The organism is Paenibacillus jepli (assembly GCF_047238105.1).
Lineage (GTDB): Bacteria > Bacillota > Bacilli > Paenibacillales > Paenibacillaceae > Paenibacillus_D.
The window spans coordinates 6,988,454-7,000,890 of the sequence record NZ_JBDFMD010000001.1; the positions used below are offsets into that span (position 1 = coordinate 6,988,454).

Below are 12,437 nucleotides of genomic sequence, written 5' to 3' on the forward strand. Positions count from 1 at the left end.
GATGGATTGGAGCGCTTACTGGATACCGATCCGGTTATCCTTGCAGGTGGCTTTGCTGGCCAGCATCCTGACACTGGCACTCGGCGTGGCTGTCGCCTGGTGGATGAGCCGGGCGCGTTTCCGAGGCCGGATCGTGCTGGAGACGCTGTTCCTGCTGCCCCTGGTGCTGCCGCCCACCGTCGTCGGCTTCTTGCTGTTAGTGTCGCTGGGCCGCAACAGCTGGATCGGCCGGGCGGCGGAGTGGCTGCTGTCCGCGCCGATCGTCTTCTCCTGGTGGGCTGCGGTTATCGCAGCAGTCGTGGTCGCTTTCCCACTCGTATACCAGACGATGAAGACCGGTTTCCTTTCTGTCGACCGCCATCTCGAGGATGCCGCCCGCTCGACGGGAGCGAATGCCTGGCAGGTGTTCCGCTATATCTCGCTGCCGCTCGCCTGGCGTTCGCTGCTCACGGCCTATATCCTCGCCTTTGCCAGAGCGCTCGGGGAGTTCGGTGCGACGCTGATGATCGCCGGCAACATCCCCGGCAAAACTCAGACGCTGCCTACCGCCATCTATGTGGCGGTGGAGTCGGGCAATTATCCGATGGCCTGGGCCTGGACGGTCTCCATCGTCGTCATCTCCTTCGGATTGCTGTTGATCACGCCGCAGCTGTCGCGCCGCACCTAAAACCTGCTGGAATATACTTCTGGCGCAAGTCATGCTACAATGCCGAAAGTGAAGATGTGGGTGGAGGTGAGAGAGTTGCGAAGAGGACACATAGCGGCATTGGTACTCCTGACCATGCTGCCCCTGCTCATGGTTGTGCGTCCGTCTCCGGCGCAGGCGTGCGACTGCGGGCCGCCGCCAGAGGTTCAGACTGCGCTTGAGCAGGCGAGCGCGGTGTTTACCGGCACGGTGCTGGATATCGCCAAGCAGCCCACCCGCGATTACGGCTACGACGCCGTAATCCTGGAGGTAGACCGGGCATGGAAGGGCGTTGAGACGACGCAGGTGATCGTCTATACGGGCTGGTCGAGCTGCATGTTCCCGTTCGAGGAGGAGCGGACTTACCTGCTCTACACGGAGCTGTCCGGCGAGGATCAGATGGTGATCGCCTGTGGTCGCTCGGCTGCTGCGGATTCGCCCAGAGCCATGGAGGATATAGCGCTGCTGGGCGAAGGGAAGGTGCCGACCGTCGAGGTCGATCTGCAGAGCCGATTCAGCGAGTGGCAGCCCGTCATCGTATGGGGAACCGCAGTTGGCGGACTTTTGCTGGTCGCACTGGGGGTCCTGATGATCTTGCGCAGGCTCCGTAGATCGTCGTAACGGGAGGTTGCACGCCCATGAGAGCACCGGTCATCCAATCGGAAGATGTAGCTGGGAGAGAGAGAGACGGGAATCGATCCTGTAGGATGTCAACTGTCAGTTCCGGGAGGGCGAGCACTGGGCGGACACGGGGCTCAGCGGGTCTGGCAAGACAATGATGTTTAACGTCATTAATCTCCGAGCTGCTGCAGACAACGGTCGGTCGGAGTTCGTTGGAGACGCCGGTTGCGATCAGCCATCACCAGGGAAGGGCATGGCTGTCCCTTCCCTGGTTCCGGGCTCGGGAACCCTGTCCTATGCTCGGGACATGTTTTCTGAACATTCCGAAAATATAGTGGCGCATGGGCCATTTGTGTGCTATAGTTCTTGTTATCAGGAAAGGAGGTGCGTCAACATTTCTAATCACATGTTGAACGCGTCCCTTACCCGATCTGCCGATCTCTAGAGATCAGAGCTCGGCAGAGGCGCGGGATGCGGATCAATGAATGACTAGCGCCACGGGTACCGGCGCCGCCCCGATCAGGCGGCACAGGAGCCGCCACGTTTCGACTTCGGTCGGGCGTGGCGGTTTTTTATTTTATTTCTCTAGAACAAACTCGAAAAAACATATTCATTTTGGCTAATGGCGCTATAATCGTAAAATGAACACGAAAAATCATACTCGTTGCGCCATTTCTCGGAAAATCGGCCAATCGAGTACGAAATTTCATATTGGATGGAAACGAAGAGGAAATAATGGTCTCAACCATGCGCTCCAGTCGGCCATCACGCGTCATCCCGCTGCCATTTGAGTTTGCAGGCAATAAAAGCCTATAATGGATGGTGAATGCGCGGGATTACCGAAGGAGGATGATGAAATTGTTGCCAACGGACAAACAAATCATGGACTATGCGGAGCTGATCGTCATGATCGGCGTCAATGTGCAGCCCGGTCAGACGGTAGTCGTCATGGCGCCGATCTCGGCAGCCAGACTGGCCCGGCAGATCGCGGTGGCCGCGTACGAAGCCGGCGCGCACAACGTCCATGTCGAATATAATGACGAGGAGCTGTCTCTGGTCAAGTACAAGCATGCGCCGGAGGAGTCGCTGTCCGAGTACCCGATGTGGCGGGCGGGTGCATGGGAGGAATACGCGGAGAACGGGGCGGCGTTCGTCACGATCTATGCGCCCAACCCGGATCTGCTGACGGGCGATATCGATCCACGGCGAGTAGGGGAGACGATCAAGGCAGCATCGCAGGCGCTGCAGAAATACCGCAGCAAGCTGATGAACCACGCCAACGCCTGGACACTGATCTCTTATGCGACTCCCGAATGGGCGGCCAAGGTCTATCCGGAGCTGCCTGTCCAGGAAGCCGAGCAGCAGCTGTGGCAGCGGATCATCGAAGCGACCCGACTGGATGCCGGCAACCCGGTAGCGGCATGGAAAAAGCATAACAAGCGGTTGAGGGAGCGTGTCGATCTGCTGAACGCCAAGCGGTACAAGGAGCTGCGTTACCATGGGGAGGGGACGGATCTGACGATCGGCCTGCCGGAAGGCCATGTGTGGCTGGGCGGTTCGAAGGCCAATGCCAAGGGCGACGACTTCAATCCGAATATGCCGACCGAGGAAGTGTTCACGATGCCTCATAAGGACGAGGTGAGTGGCACCGTCCGCAGCACCAAGCCGCTCAATTACAACGGCCAGCTCGTCGACCGCTTCTCGCTCACCTTCAAGGAAGGCAAAGTGGTTGACTTCCAGGCCGAGCAGGGCTATGAGGTGCTCGCTCAGCTGCTGGCTGCAGATGAAGGGGCTGGCCGGATCGGTGAGGTAGCGCTCGTGCCTCACGACTCGCCGATCAGCAACTCCGGCATCATCTTCTACAACACCTTGTTCGACGAGAATGCCTCCTGCCATCTTGCACTGGGTCAGGCCTACCCCGTCAACCTGGAAGGCGGCGCTGCGATGACGCCGGAGGAGCTGGCGGCTGCCGGCGCGAACCGGTCGCTGATCCATGTCGACTTCATGATCGGTTCGGCGGCGCTCCGCATCGACGGCATCCTGCCGGACGGCACGTCCGAGCCGATCTTCCGGGATGGCAACTGGGCCGAGGGCTGAGGCGCGAGAGGCACTAGAGGCAAGGATCCAAGCTGCACAGCGAACAGATAAACAGCAGGCATAGGGGCTGTCCGACAAGTCTCCAAAACCAAATGGCTGGGCGAGAAACATAACGTTTTCCGTCCAGCCTTTTGGGTATCCGTTATAAATGATACGCAGCAACCCGCCGGCTCCGCTCAGCGGTAGCCGGTTGCGTCGGCGGGCTTGCCGGCTTCCTGGATTTCGCGCAGATACCGCCAACAGTCCGGCCGGGATCCGTCGACATCGTCGAAGCCATAAAACTGGGCCAGACCGCTGCTCGAGAGGGACTGGCCTTGCCAGCGACGGACATCCGGATCGGCGGCCAGAGCACGAACTGCCCTCCCGACGAAGCGCGGCGTCTCCGAAATGACGAAGTGCGGCTCCTTTTGGCAAGCCTCCTGCCAGTTGTCCTCCGTTACTCCGAAGTGGTCCAGCATGATCTCGGAACGCATCCAGCCGGGTGTCAATGAAACGGCAGTACAGCCATAAGGCTCCAGTTCTTTGGACAATCCCCATGCCATCCGGGTGACCGACGTTTTGGCCAGATCATAGAAGACGGACAGTCGATAATTCGCCTGATTGTACTCTGCTGTGCCGTCGGTCATCTCTACTAGCAAACCGCCGGGCTTGCGGATGAGAAGCGGCAAGGCATAGTGGCTCGTGATCAGATGGGTGTCGATGGCCAACTCCAGCATCCGCAGCCCTCCTTGCAGGGAATGTTCCCATACGGGCGTATTCCATTGCGCGAGATTTTCACCGCCCCAGATATCATTGACCAGGATATCGAGCCTTCCCTGCTCGCGGTCGATCCGCTCCACCAGCGCCTGCACCTGTTCATGGATCAGATGGTCGACCTGAACGGCGATCCCGACCCCGCCGGCTGCCGTCACTAGCTCTGCAGTCTCCTCGATCGTCTCGGGACGGTTATACTCCGAACGCATGCTGCGAGTCGTTCTCCCTGTGACGTATACAGTCGCCCCCGCGGCTCCGAGCTCCACAGCGATTCCTCTTCCCGCCCCCCGAGTGCCTCCGGCTACGAGCGCCACTTTTCCCTGCAAATCTTTCATTGACATCACCCTCCGTTTAAGCTTTGGTCTCGAACTAATTGTAGGTCATCATTATGACAACGTATGTCTTATATCTGTCGAAAAAAAATATTGAACCTGAAAATCTATAAGTCTGTTTTTTCAAGAACGCCGCCAGCCCTTGCATGACGCCAGATATGGTATGCGGGAAGCGATGAAGCTCCAGATGTGGCATGCCCATTTTTACATATCCCCAACAATTTGTGTTTCGATCCGATTGACTTTGTCTATATATTGTTATAAATTATTTAAGCGAACACTACATATTGAGTAAAAAGGTGGAAACAAGCCTGGAGAGAGGGATGAAGAAGATGCTGATTGCCTATGATTCGAAGACGGGTAATGTCAAGCGATTTATTAATAGATTGAACTTGCGGGCGGTTCAGATCGAGGAGCAGATGACGATCGACGAGCCGTTTCTGCTTGTTACCTATACGACAGGATTCGGCCAGATCCCCGAGCGGGTGAGCGCGTTTCTGAAGCGCAACTTCCATCTGATGCGGGGCGTTGCCGCCAGCGGCAACCGCAACTGGGGGGCGAACTTTGCCCGCAGCGCCGATCTGATCGCCCAGCAGTACCGCGTCCCGATCATCGGCAAATTCGAACTCTCCGGCACTCGCCAAGACATCCTAAGTTTTGAATCGGAGGTGAATCGCGTTGCTGCACATTGAATTGAATAACCTGCTAATGAAACGCGATGCCAGCGGATTTTTCCAACTGGATAAGGATCGTGAGGCGGTCGATGCGTTTATGGAAGAAGTGGCGCGCAGGAGCGTCAGCTTCCCGAATACGGCCGCCAAGCTTGACTATATGATTGAGAACGATTATTACGAGGATTTCTATGCGAAGTATGCAACTGAGGATGTGCTCGGTGTATTTGAACTCACGGCATCGCATCCATTCCGGTTCCAGTCTTACATGGCCGCTTCCAAGTTCTATACGGATTATGCGGTAAAGTCCAATAACCGCTCGCAATATCTGGAGCACTTCGCCGACCGGGTCGCCGCAGTCGCGCTGCACCTGGGCAGGGGCAACGCCGCAACAGCCCGTACGCTCGCGGTCTCGATGATGGAGCAGCGGCTGCAGCCGGCGACGCCGACCTTCCTCAATGCAGGCAAGAGCCGGCGCGGCGAGATGGTCTCCTGCTTCCTGCTGGAGATGGATGATGCGCTCAACTCGATCAACTATGTGTTGGGCACATGCTTGCAGCTCTCCAAGATCGGCGGCGGTGTCGCAGTCAACCTCTCCAAACTGAGAGGGCGGGGCGAGAGCATCAAAGGCGTCGAAGACGCAGCCAAGGGCATCATGCCGGTGCTGAAGCTGCTGGAGGACGCTTTCTCTTACGCCGACCAGATGGGCCAGCGCAAAGGCTCTGGTGCGGGCTATTACAACATCTTCGGGTGGGATCTCCTGGAGTTCCTCGACAGCAAGAAAATCAATGCCGACGAGAAGACCCGGCTCAAGACGCTGTCGATCGGCCTCATCGTCCCGGACCGGTTCTACAAGCTCGCCGAAGCGAACGAGATGCTGCACGTATTCGCCCCTTACAGCGTCTTCCAGGCCTACGGCATCCACATGGACGACATGGACATGGATGAGATGTACGACAAGCTGATGGCAGACGACCGCGTACGCAAGAAGCCGGTCATGAGCGCCCGCGATATGCTGACCCGGATCGCGATGGTACAGTTGGAGTCTGGTTATCCGTACATTATGAACCGGAGCAACGCCAATAAAGGCCATGCACTGGGCAAGATCGGGCCGGTCAAGATGTCCAATCTGTGCACGGAGATCTTCCAGCTGCAGGAGACGTCGACGATCAATGATCACGGCATCGAGGATATCATCCGCCGCGACATTAGCTGCAATCTGGCTTCGCTCAATATCGTCAATGTGATGGAGGGCCGCCGAATTCGCGAGTCCGTCCACGAAGGCATGCTGGCGCTGACCGCGGTGAGCGACATGACCACGGTAGCCAATGCGCCGGGCGTCGCCAAAGCCAACCGCGAGCTGCACTCGGTCGGTCTCGGTGCGATGAACCTGCACGGCTATCTGACCAAGAACCGGATCGCCTATGAGAGCGATGAGGCCAAGGAATTTGCCCGTGCCTTCTTCATGGCCATGAACTACTACTCGCTGGAGAAGAGCATGCACATCGCCCGGGATACCGGAGTCCGCTTTGCTGGCTTCGAGTTGTCCGACTATGCGGACGGTTCGTACTTCACACGGTATGAGTCGGTGGATTACCGCCCGGTCTCGCCGCGAGTACAACAACTGTTCGAGGGCATGGCGCTGCCGGGACCGGCCGAGTGGGCGAGTCTGGCTGCGGACGTGGCGAGACACGGTCTGTATCATGCCTACAGATTGGCCATTGCACCGACGCAAAGCATCTCTTATGTACAGAACGCGACATCGAGCGTCATGCCGATCACGCAGCAGATCGAGACGCGGACCTATGCGAACTCGACGACTTATTATCCAATGCCATACATGAGCCCGGAGAACTTCTTCTATTATAAATCGGCTTACCAGATGAACCAGTTCAAGGTGCTTGACCTGATCGCCGAGATCCAGGAACACATCGACCAAGGCATCTCTACCGTCCTGCATGTCAACAGCGACGTGACGACACGCCAGCTGGCCCGATACTATGTCTATGCGGCGCGCAAGGGGCTGAAGTCGCTGTATTATACCCGGACGAACCGTCTGTCCGTCGAGGAATGCATCAGCTGTTCGGTCTGATCAGAACCGGCAGCGATAGCGGAAGGAGAACGTTACGAAGATGAAGCAAGGCAAACCGATACAAGCGGTCAACTGGAACCGGCCGGACGATGACTTCACAGCGATGTTCTGGAATCAGAACATTATGCAATTCTGGACCGATGACGAGATCCCGCTCTCCGATGACAAGATGTCCTGGATCACGCTGAGCGATGCTGAGCGCGATTGCTATATGAAGGTGCTCGGCGGCCTGACGCTGCTTGACACGGTGCAGGGCGGCGTAGGCATGCCCAGGATCCTGGAGCATGTAGACGGACTGCAGCGCAAAGCCGTGCTCGGCTTCATGGCCATGATGGAGCAGATCCATGCCAAATCGTACAGCAGCATCTTCACGACACTTGCCTCGACTCGCGAGATCGACGACGTATTCAATTGGGTGGAGCATCATCCGCAGCTGCAGCTGAAGGCGCAGACGATCAGTCAATATTACGAGAATATCGGCTCCGCCAAGGAGCTGTACATGGCGATGGCTGCTTCGGTACTGTTGGAAAGTTACTTGTTCTACAGCGGCTTCTTCTATCCGCTCTATCTGGCAGGGCAGGGCAAGATGACATGCAGCGGCGAGATCATCGACCTGATCCTGCGGGACGAGAGTATCCACGGTGTCTACGTCGGCATGCTGGCACAGGAGATCTACGCCAAGCTGGATGCCGAGGAGCAGCAGGATCTGTATGAGACGTTGTCGGGACTGCTGCAGTTCCTCCATGCCAATGAGGAGAAATATACAGAAGAGATCTATACGCCGATCGGTCTCACCGAAGAGGTCAAAGCGTTCCTCAGATACAATGCCAATAAAGCGATGATGAACCTCGGCTTTGATCCGGTATTTGACGGGGATGAAGTAAATCCGATCGTCTTTAACGGCATCAATACGCGTACTAAGCAGCATGATTTTTTCTCCAAGAAGGGCAACGGCTATGTACGCGCGATGCATGTCGAGCCGCTCCGCGACGAGGATTTTAATTTTGACGATGTGCAATAGTACCGTAAAGAAAACCGCCTGTCGGAGTTGCCGGCAGACGGTTTTTTTGTAGAGAAGTAATCGCTAAGGCGGCGGCTTGGCTGCCGGCACAGGGCGGTTGTTCGGAATGCTGCCAAAGCGCATCCAATAAACCAGCATATAAACGATCGGAAAAGAATCCATTAAAGTCGCATATACAGAGACACCATACGTTCGAAGTGCCGCCTCGAAAGCAATCGTATCTGCAGCGTACTGCAGGACGAATGCGGTTAGAGAGCCGACTACCAGAAACACAAACGGCTTGTGATCCTTCATCCCCATCAGCCGGGAGAAGCAGAACGCTGCGATGTAGATCTGAAATGAGGTGCGCATAAACATCGTCGCTGACCAGAAGTAGATCAGCACAGGGTCGAGCTTGGACATAAAATCGCTATAGGGTGCAAAACGCACCAGCTCCAATAGCGGATACTGCAGTTCTTTCCCAACAAAGGGACCGAAGGTCATCAAAGCCAGCAGCCAATAAATGATGAGAATGACCACAACCGTCAATCCGCCCAGCATCAGAGCGCGTCCGAGCGGCAACAGAAAGCTGGTGAGCGGGGCAAGAAACAGAAATAACCCCCATTCGGAAAACCAAGGCATCACGCTGAGCGATCCTGTGGCGAATTCCGTCAAATCATGATGAGTGATCAAGCTCTGGACTATCGCGATCTGCTCCACCTCGATGACAGTAGGAATAACGAAGAGGCTGGCGACAAGCTGCAGCAGGAAGACGCCTTCCGACATATACACGATCGTCAGCAGCCCTGCGCGGCTGGTCAGGGCGATACACAAAACCGTTAGTATGACCAGTATCCAAACGGGGGTATCGGGCAGGTAGATGGTCCGCAGGAATATGATGAAGTTCTGTACATCAAAGGAGGCAAGGATAAGGACGAATATCCCGATCAGCAAAAGAAACACCCGGTGGAGGCCTTTGCCGACAATGTCGCTGCCGAAATCTGCCCAGCCTCGCTCAGGAAACGTACGTCCCAGCTTGATCGTAAAGAAAAGAAAAAGCAGACTCAGGGCATACCCGCCCAGCACAGACAGCCACCCTTGATAATCGCTCATCTTGAATAGCCGTTGGATGAGATAGGAGATCGGAGCGGAATAGAGGTATACAAACGCGATGCGGTATACCTGACCAGATGATAGCTTAACCATGGATCACCCTCCCTTCAATAGTCGATCCACCCACCCGAACATCGCTAACAATATATCATTTGGGTTGGGCCACCAAGGCAGCTCAACGGCCAGGCAGTTCCAGATCAGCAGTCCGGCTGCCACAGCCGCAAACCAGCCCGCCTTGCGCTGCTGCACTTTGCGCACTTCAGGCAGATCAATCAACAGGGTTAATGCCGCAAAGAAGAGTACGATAAGCATAGATGTCCCCTCCTGTCATCGCTAAGGTCAAGCTGGTGATTTGGCTCCAAAATATTGTATATTCACGTCGGTATGTACGCGAATATCGATCGCGTCCTTCATATATTCCTGCCAGCTCTCCGCATGCTGTTTCCACAATTCGGGATATCGCCAATCAAGCCGGTAAGCCAGCAGCAAAATATCGGAACCGTGCCTGCGGGCTTTCTTCAGTGCGCTTTCCATATAACCTGTGATCACCTTCTCCACGCTGCCCTCCACGGTTTTGGCAACATCCAGATCACTCTGCAGCTCGGGGACATTTTGGCGCAACGCGCCTTTGCCTTTGAGGTGGACCTCAAACACGGGTTTGCCGTTTTCTTTGCGAACCTTCAATTTGCCTTCCAGCTCGTAGAGCTTGACGCTCGCGATATGATCTCCAGATGTGATAGACACAAACATGTGGTCCAACTCGTTCCGCGCCCAGGAGACCGCATACGTCTGATCGATAGTGAGAGTATCGACCATCCGGTCGTCCAGGAAGATTGCGCTGCCGTCCTGACCTACCCAGGGGCTTGATTTGTTGCCTTCGCTGACCATCTCCTCCATTCCCATTCTGAGGAGAGGCGCGGCTGCTCCGAGATCAAGTACGTTGGCAAGCATCAGATCCTGGATTTGCGTGGTAAGCAGATTATGCCGGTTCGAGAACTCTCGCAGCACCTCAGAGGGCGATTCCTCGAACACCGGCGTCAGCTTGGTCAGCTCTTTGGCTTTGCCGGGGGCGACCAGGACGAAGCTGCTCAGATGAAACAATGGTTCGTGGTTCACCCAGTTCAACAGCTCTTCTATGCCGGCACGGGCATAGGACTTACCAATGGTTAGTACGCGAGTATGTCCCCAGGAAAGCTTGCGGGAGAGATCGAGCTGGATGGACTCGACGGCCTCGGGAATTGTCGGCCCTGTTTTGCTGATGATGGCGTAGGGGCTGCCGCCCGATCCGCCGCCTTCGCCGACTTGGGATACAAGCCGGTTTGGCAGCGGCGCGCTGATCGTTACCTCCACCTGTCCGTCATCCGTCCGGTCGATATAGAGCCCTGTCACAAATGTTCGTTCGTTCACCTCTACCTTGGACCAGCAGCCGCTGATCAAGAACAAACTTGAGGCCAGGAGGAAGACACCGAGCCTTGTTGCGATGCGCCTAATCATGGATCACCCTGGCTCCTTTTTGTCAGGTTGTCTTCTTCTGTCGGGACTGCCGTAAGACGAGGGTCTTTCTTTCATGAGGAAGATCGGCACCCGAACGAAGGTGTCCTTGATGTCCTTCCAGATGAACGGGGCTAATGGCTGGAAGTAGGGGACACCAAAAGACCGCAGATGGACCAGATACAGATAGACTAGATAAGTGGAGACGATGATGCCGAGAATGCCGAGTGTGCCTCCAAGGATCAGTACCGGAAACCGGAGCAGGCGAAAAGCGGTGGACAGTTCGAAATGGGGGACGATAAAGGAGGCGATCCCTGTGATCGACACCACGATCACGAGCGGCGCCGAGACGATGCCGGCGGCAACAGCCGCTTGTCCGATGACGATGCCGCCGATGATCGAGACTGTCTGACCGAGCGGCTTGGGGATCCGAATCCCCGCCTCGCGCAGGCCTTCAAAGGTCAGCTCCATGGCTAGCGCTTCCAGCAGTGCCGGGAAAGGGATATTCTCCCTGGCCGAGGCGATGGTAATCAACAGCGAGGTGGGGATGATCTCCGGATGGAACGTCGTAATCGCGACATACAGAGAAGGAAGCAGAAACGAGATGGCGATAAACAGCAGCCGCACGAGCCGGATAAAGGTAGCCGCATAGAAGCGCTGGTAGTAATCCTCGGCAGACTGGACGAGCGAAAAAAAGGTGACCGGCAGTATGACGACATAAGGCGTGCCCTCCTGAATAATCGCTAGACGTCCTTCGAGCAGGGAGGCGGCTACAGTATCCGGGCGTTCGGTATACTGATACTGCGGAAACGGCGAAAAGGGAGAATCTTCAAGGTATTCCGCCAGGTAGTTCATGCCTAGTATACCGTCCAGCTTGACTTGATCCAGCTTTTGGTTGATATTATCCACCAGCTCCTGCCGGCACAAGCCGGCAATATAGATAATATTGATTCTGCTCCTCGTAAACCGCCCGACTTTGCGGGTATTGACTGTCAGATCCGGATGCTTGATAATTTGGCGCAGCAGCGACATATTGACATCCAGATCCTCGATAAACGCCCGCTGGGGCCCGACGACGACCACCTCATTGCTTGTCTCGGGAACCGCCCGCTTCTCATACTGCGTCAACGGAAAGAGCAGTACAGACGGCAACCCGTCGCAGAACAGCACGGCATGACCAGTGAGGATGGCATCAGCGATTTCGGCCTGGTCGGTCGACCGCTTGTGTTCTATTGCAAAAAAACTGCGGTTCTCGATCCGCTCCAGCCAACTGCTGTCCTGCGGGGGTTCTGCAGCAGCCCGGATCAGCGGCGTGACGATGCCCTCGATAAGAGCTTTGGTGTCGACGATACTGCGGATATAGGCGAGCTGGCAGTTGAAGGGACCGATCTTAAAGGGCTGGAACATAACATCCGTGCTTTTCTCCAGCTGTGTCCGGGTTTGCTCAAGCAAAGACGGCTTGCGCTTCATGTGACGCACCTCCTTGTCATAGCCAAAATTTAGTCTTCGTCGACATCTGGACAATTATGCATGCGTTGCCTTTATCCCGCCCCGCCCGAATGGTACAATGAAGGTCGATGAT

General features: G+C 56.1%; 11 protein-coding genes. 6 read left to right on the forward strand and 5 right to left on the reverse strand.

Going from position 1 to position 12,437, the window contains the following annotated elements:
* The first annotated feature begins 1 nt into the window (after position 1).
* The 3 genes from modB to ABC336_RS29990 all read left to right on the forward strand — a co-directional run bounded on the left by modB (position 2) and on the right by ABC336_RS29990 (position 3,403).
* Positions 2-667 (forward strand): molybdate ABC transporter permease subunit, encoded by a 666-nt coding sequence (modB, locus tag ABC336_RS29980; RefSeq protein WP_413242645.1) that lies wholly within the window; start codon positions 2-4, stop codon positions 665-667.
* 75 nt (positions 668-742) lie between these two features.
* Entirely contained in the window at positions 743-1,306 is a 564-nt protein-coding gene (locus ABC336_RS29985; RefSeq protein WP_413242155.1) for a hypothetical protein, read from the forward strand.
* A gap of 852 nt (positions 1,307-2,158) precedes the next feature.
* A complete protein-coding gene (locus ABC336_RS29990; RefSeq protein ID WP_413242646.1) occupies positions 2,159-3,403 on the forward strand; it encodes an aminopeptidase in 1,245 nt (414 codons plus the stop codon).
* 176 nt (positions 3,404-3,579) lie between these two features.
* Here the strand turns inward: ABC336_RS29990 and ABC336_RS29995 are convergent, their stop codons facing one another.
* A complete protein-coding gene (locus ABC336_RS29995) occupies positions 3,580-4,491 on the reverse strand; it encodes an SDR family oxidoreductase (RefSeq protein ID WP_413242156.1) in 912 nt (303 codons plus the stop codon).
* Between the two features lie 329 nt (positions 4,492-4,820).
* Here ABC336_RS29995 and nrdI point away from each other — a divergent pair, with 329 nt between their 5' ends.
* The 3 genes from nrdI to nrdF are packed head-to-tail and all read left to right on the forward strand — an operon-like array spanning position 4,821 to position 8,272.
* Complete coding sequence (gene nrdI / locus ABC336_RS30000; protein ID WP_413242647.1) at positions 4,821-5,180, forward strand: class Ib ribonucleoside-diphosphate reductase assembly flavoprotein NrdI; 360 nt, start codon at positions 4,821-4,823, stop codon at positions 5,178-5,180.
* Positions 5,167-7,251, forward strand: a complete 2,085-nt coding sequence (gene nrdE, locus ABC336_RS30005; protein WP_413242157.1) for a class 1b ribonucleoside-diphosphate reductase subunit alpha — start codon at positions 5,167-5,169, stop codon at positions 7,249-7,251. The genes nrdI and nrdE overlap by 14 nt, the downstream gene beginning before the upstream one ends.
* Positions 7,252-7,291: 40 nt before the next feature.
* The gene (nrdF, locus tag ABC336_RS30010) at positions 7,292-8,272 is read left to right on the forward strand and encodes a class 1b ribonucleoside-diphosphate reductase subunit beta (protein WP_413242158.1); all 981 of its coding nucleotides are present in this window, start codon (positions 7,292-7,294) and stop codon (positions 8,270-8,272) included.
* Between the two features lie 63 nt (positions 8,273-8,335).
* On the opposite strand, the gene ABC336_RS30015 is transcribed toward nrdF, so the two are convergent.
* From ABC336_RS30015 to ABC336_RS30030, 4 genes are read right to left on the reverse strand one after another with little or no spacing between them, the layout of a single operon-like run.
* Positions 8,336-9,457, reverse strand: a complete 1,122-nt coding sequence (locus ABC336_RS30015; protein ID WP_413242159.1) for a GerAB/ArcD/ProY family transporter — start codon at positions 9,455-9,457, stop codon at positions 8,336-8,338.
* A gap of 3 nt (positions 9,458-9,460) precedes the next feature.
* Entirely contained in the window at positions 9,461-9,676 is a 216-nt protein-coding gene (locus ABC336_RS30020) for a hypothetical protein (RefSeq protein ID WP_413242160.1), read from the reverse strand.
* Between the two features lie 27 nt (positions 9,677-9,703).
* A complete protein-coding gene (locus tag ABC336_RS30025) occupies positions 9,704-10,858 on the reverse strand; it encodes a Ger(x)C family spore germination protein (RefSeq protein ID WP_413242161.1) in 1,155 nt (384 codons plus the stop codon).
* Positions 10,859-10,861: 3 nt separating this feature from the next.
* On the reverse strand, positions 10,862-12,325 hold the full coding sequence (locus ABC336_RS30030) for a spore germination protein (protein ID WP_413242162.1): 1,464 nt from the start codon (positions 12,323-12,325) through the stop codon (positions 10,862-10,864).
* Between the last annotated feature and the right edge of the window lie 112 nt (positions 12,326-12,437).

What these genes read in the sequence shown, in the direction of transcription:
- ABC336_RS30015 (WP_413242159.1), bottom strand. Translation starts at nt 9,457, where the DNA reads ATGGTTAAGCTATCATCTGGTCAGGTATACCGCATCGCGTTTGTATAC.
- nrdF (WP_413242158.1), top strand. Translation starts at nt 7,292, where the DNA reads ATGAAGCAAGGCAAACCGATACAAGCGGTCAACTGGAACCGGCCGGAC.
- nrdI (WP_413242647.1), top strand. Translation starts at nt 4,821, where the DNA reads ATGCTGATTGCCTATGATTCGAAGACGGGTAATGTCAAGCGATTTATT.
- ABC336_RS29990 (WP_413242646.1), top strand. Translation starts at nt 2,159, where the DNA reads ATGAAATTGTTGCCAACGGACAAACAAATCATGGACTATGCGGAGCTG.
- ABC336_RS30020 (WP_413242160.1), bottom strand. Translation starts at nt 9,676, where the DNA reads ATGCTTATCGTACTCTTCTTTGCGGCATTAACCCTGTTGATTGATCTG.
- ABC336_RS29995 (WP_413242156.1), bottom strand. Translation starts at nt 4,491, where the DNA reads ATGAAAGATTTGCAGGGAAAAGTGGCGCTCGTAGCCGGAGGCACTCGG.
- ABC336_RS30025 (WP_413242161.1), bottom strand. Translation starts at nt 10,858, where the DNA reads ATGATTAGGCGCATCGCAACAAGGCTCGGTGTCTTCCTCCTGGCCTCA.
- ABC336_RS30030 (WP_413242162.1), bottom strand. Translation starts at nt 12,325, where the DNA reads ATGAAGCGCAAGCCGTCTTTGCTTGAGCAAACCCGGACACAGCTGGAG.
- modB (WP_413242645.1), top strand. Translation starts at nt 2, where the DNA reads ATGGATTGGAGCGCTTACTGGATACCGATCCGGTTATCCTTGCAGGTG.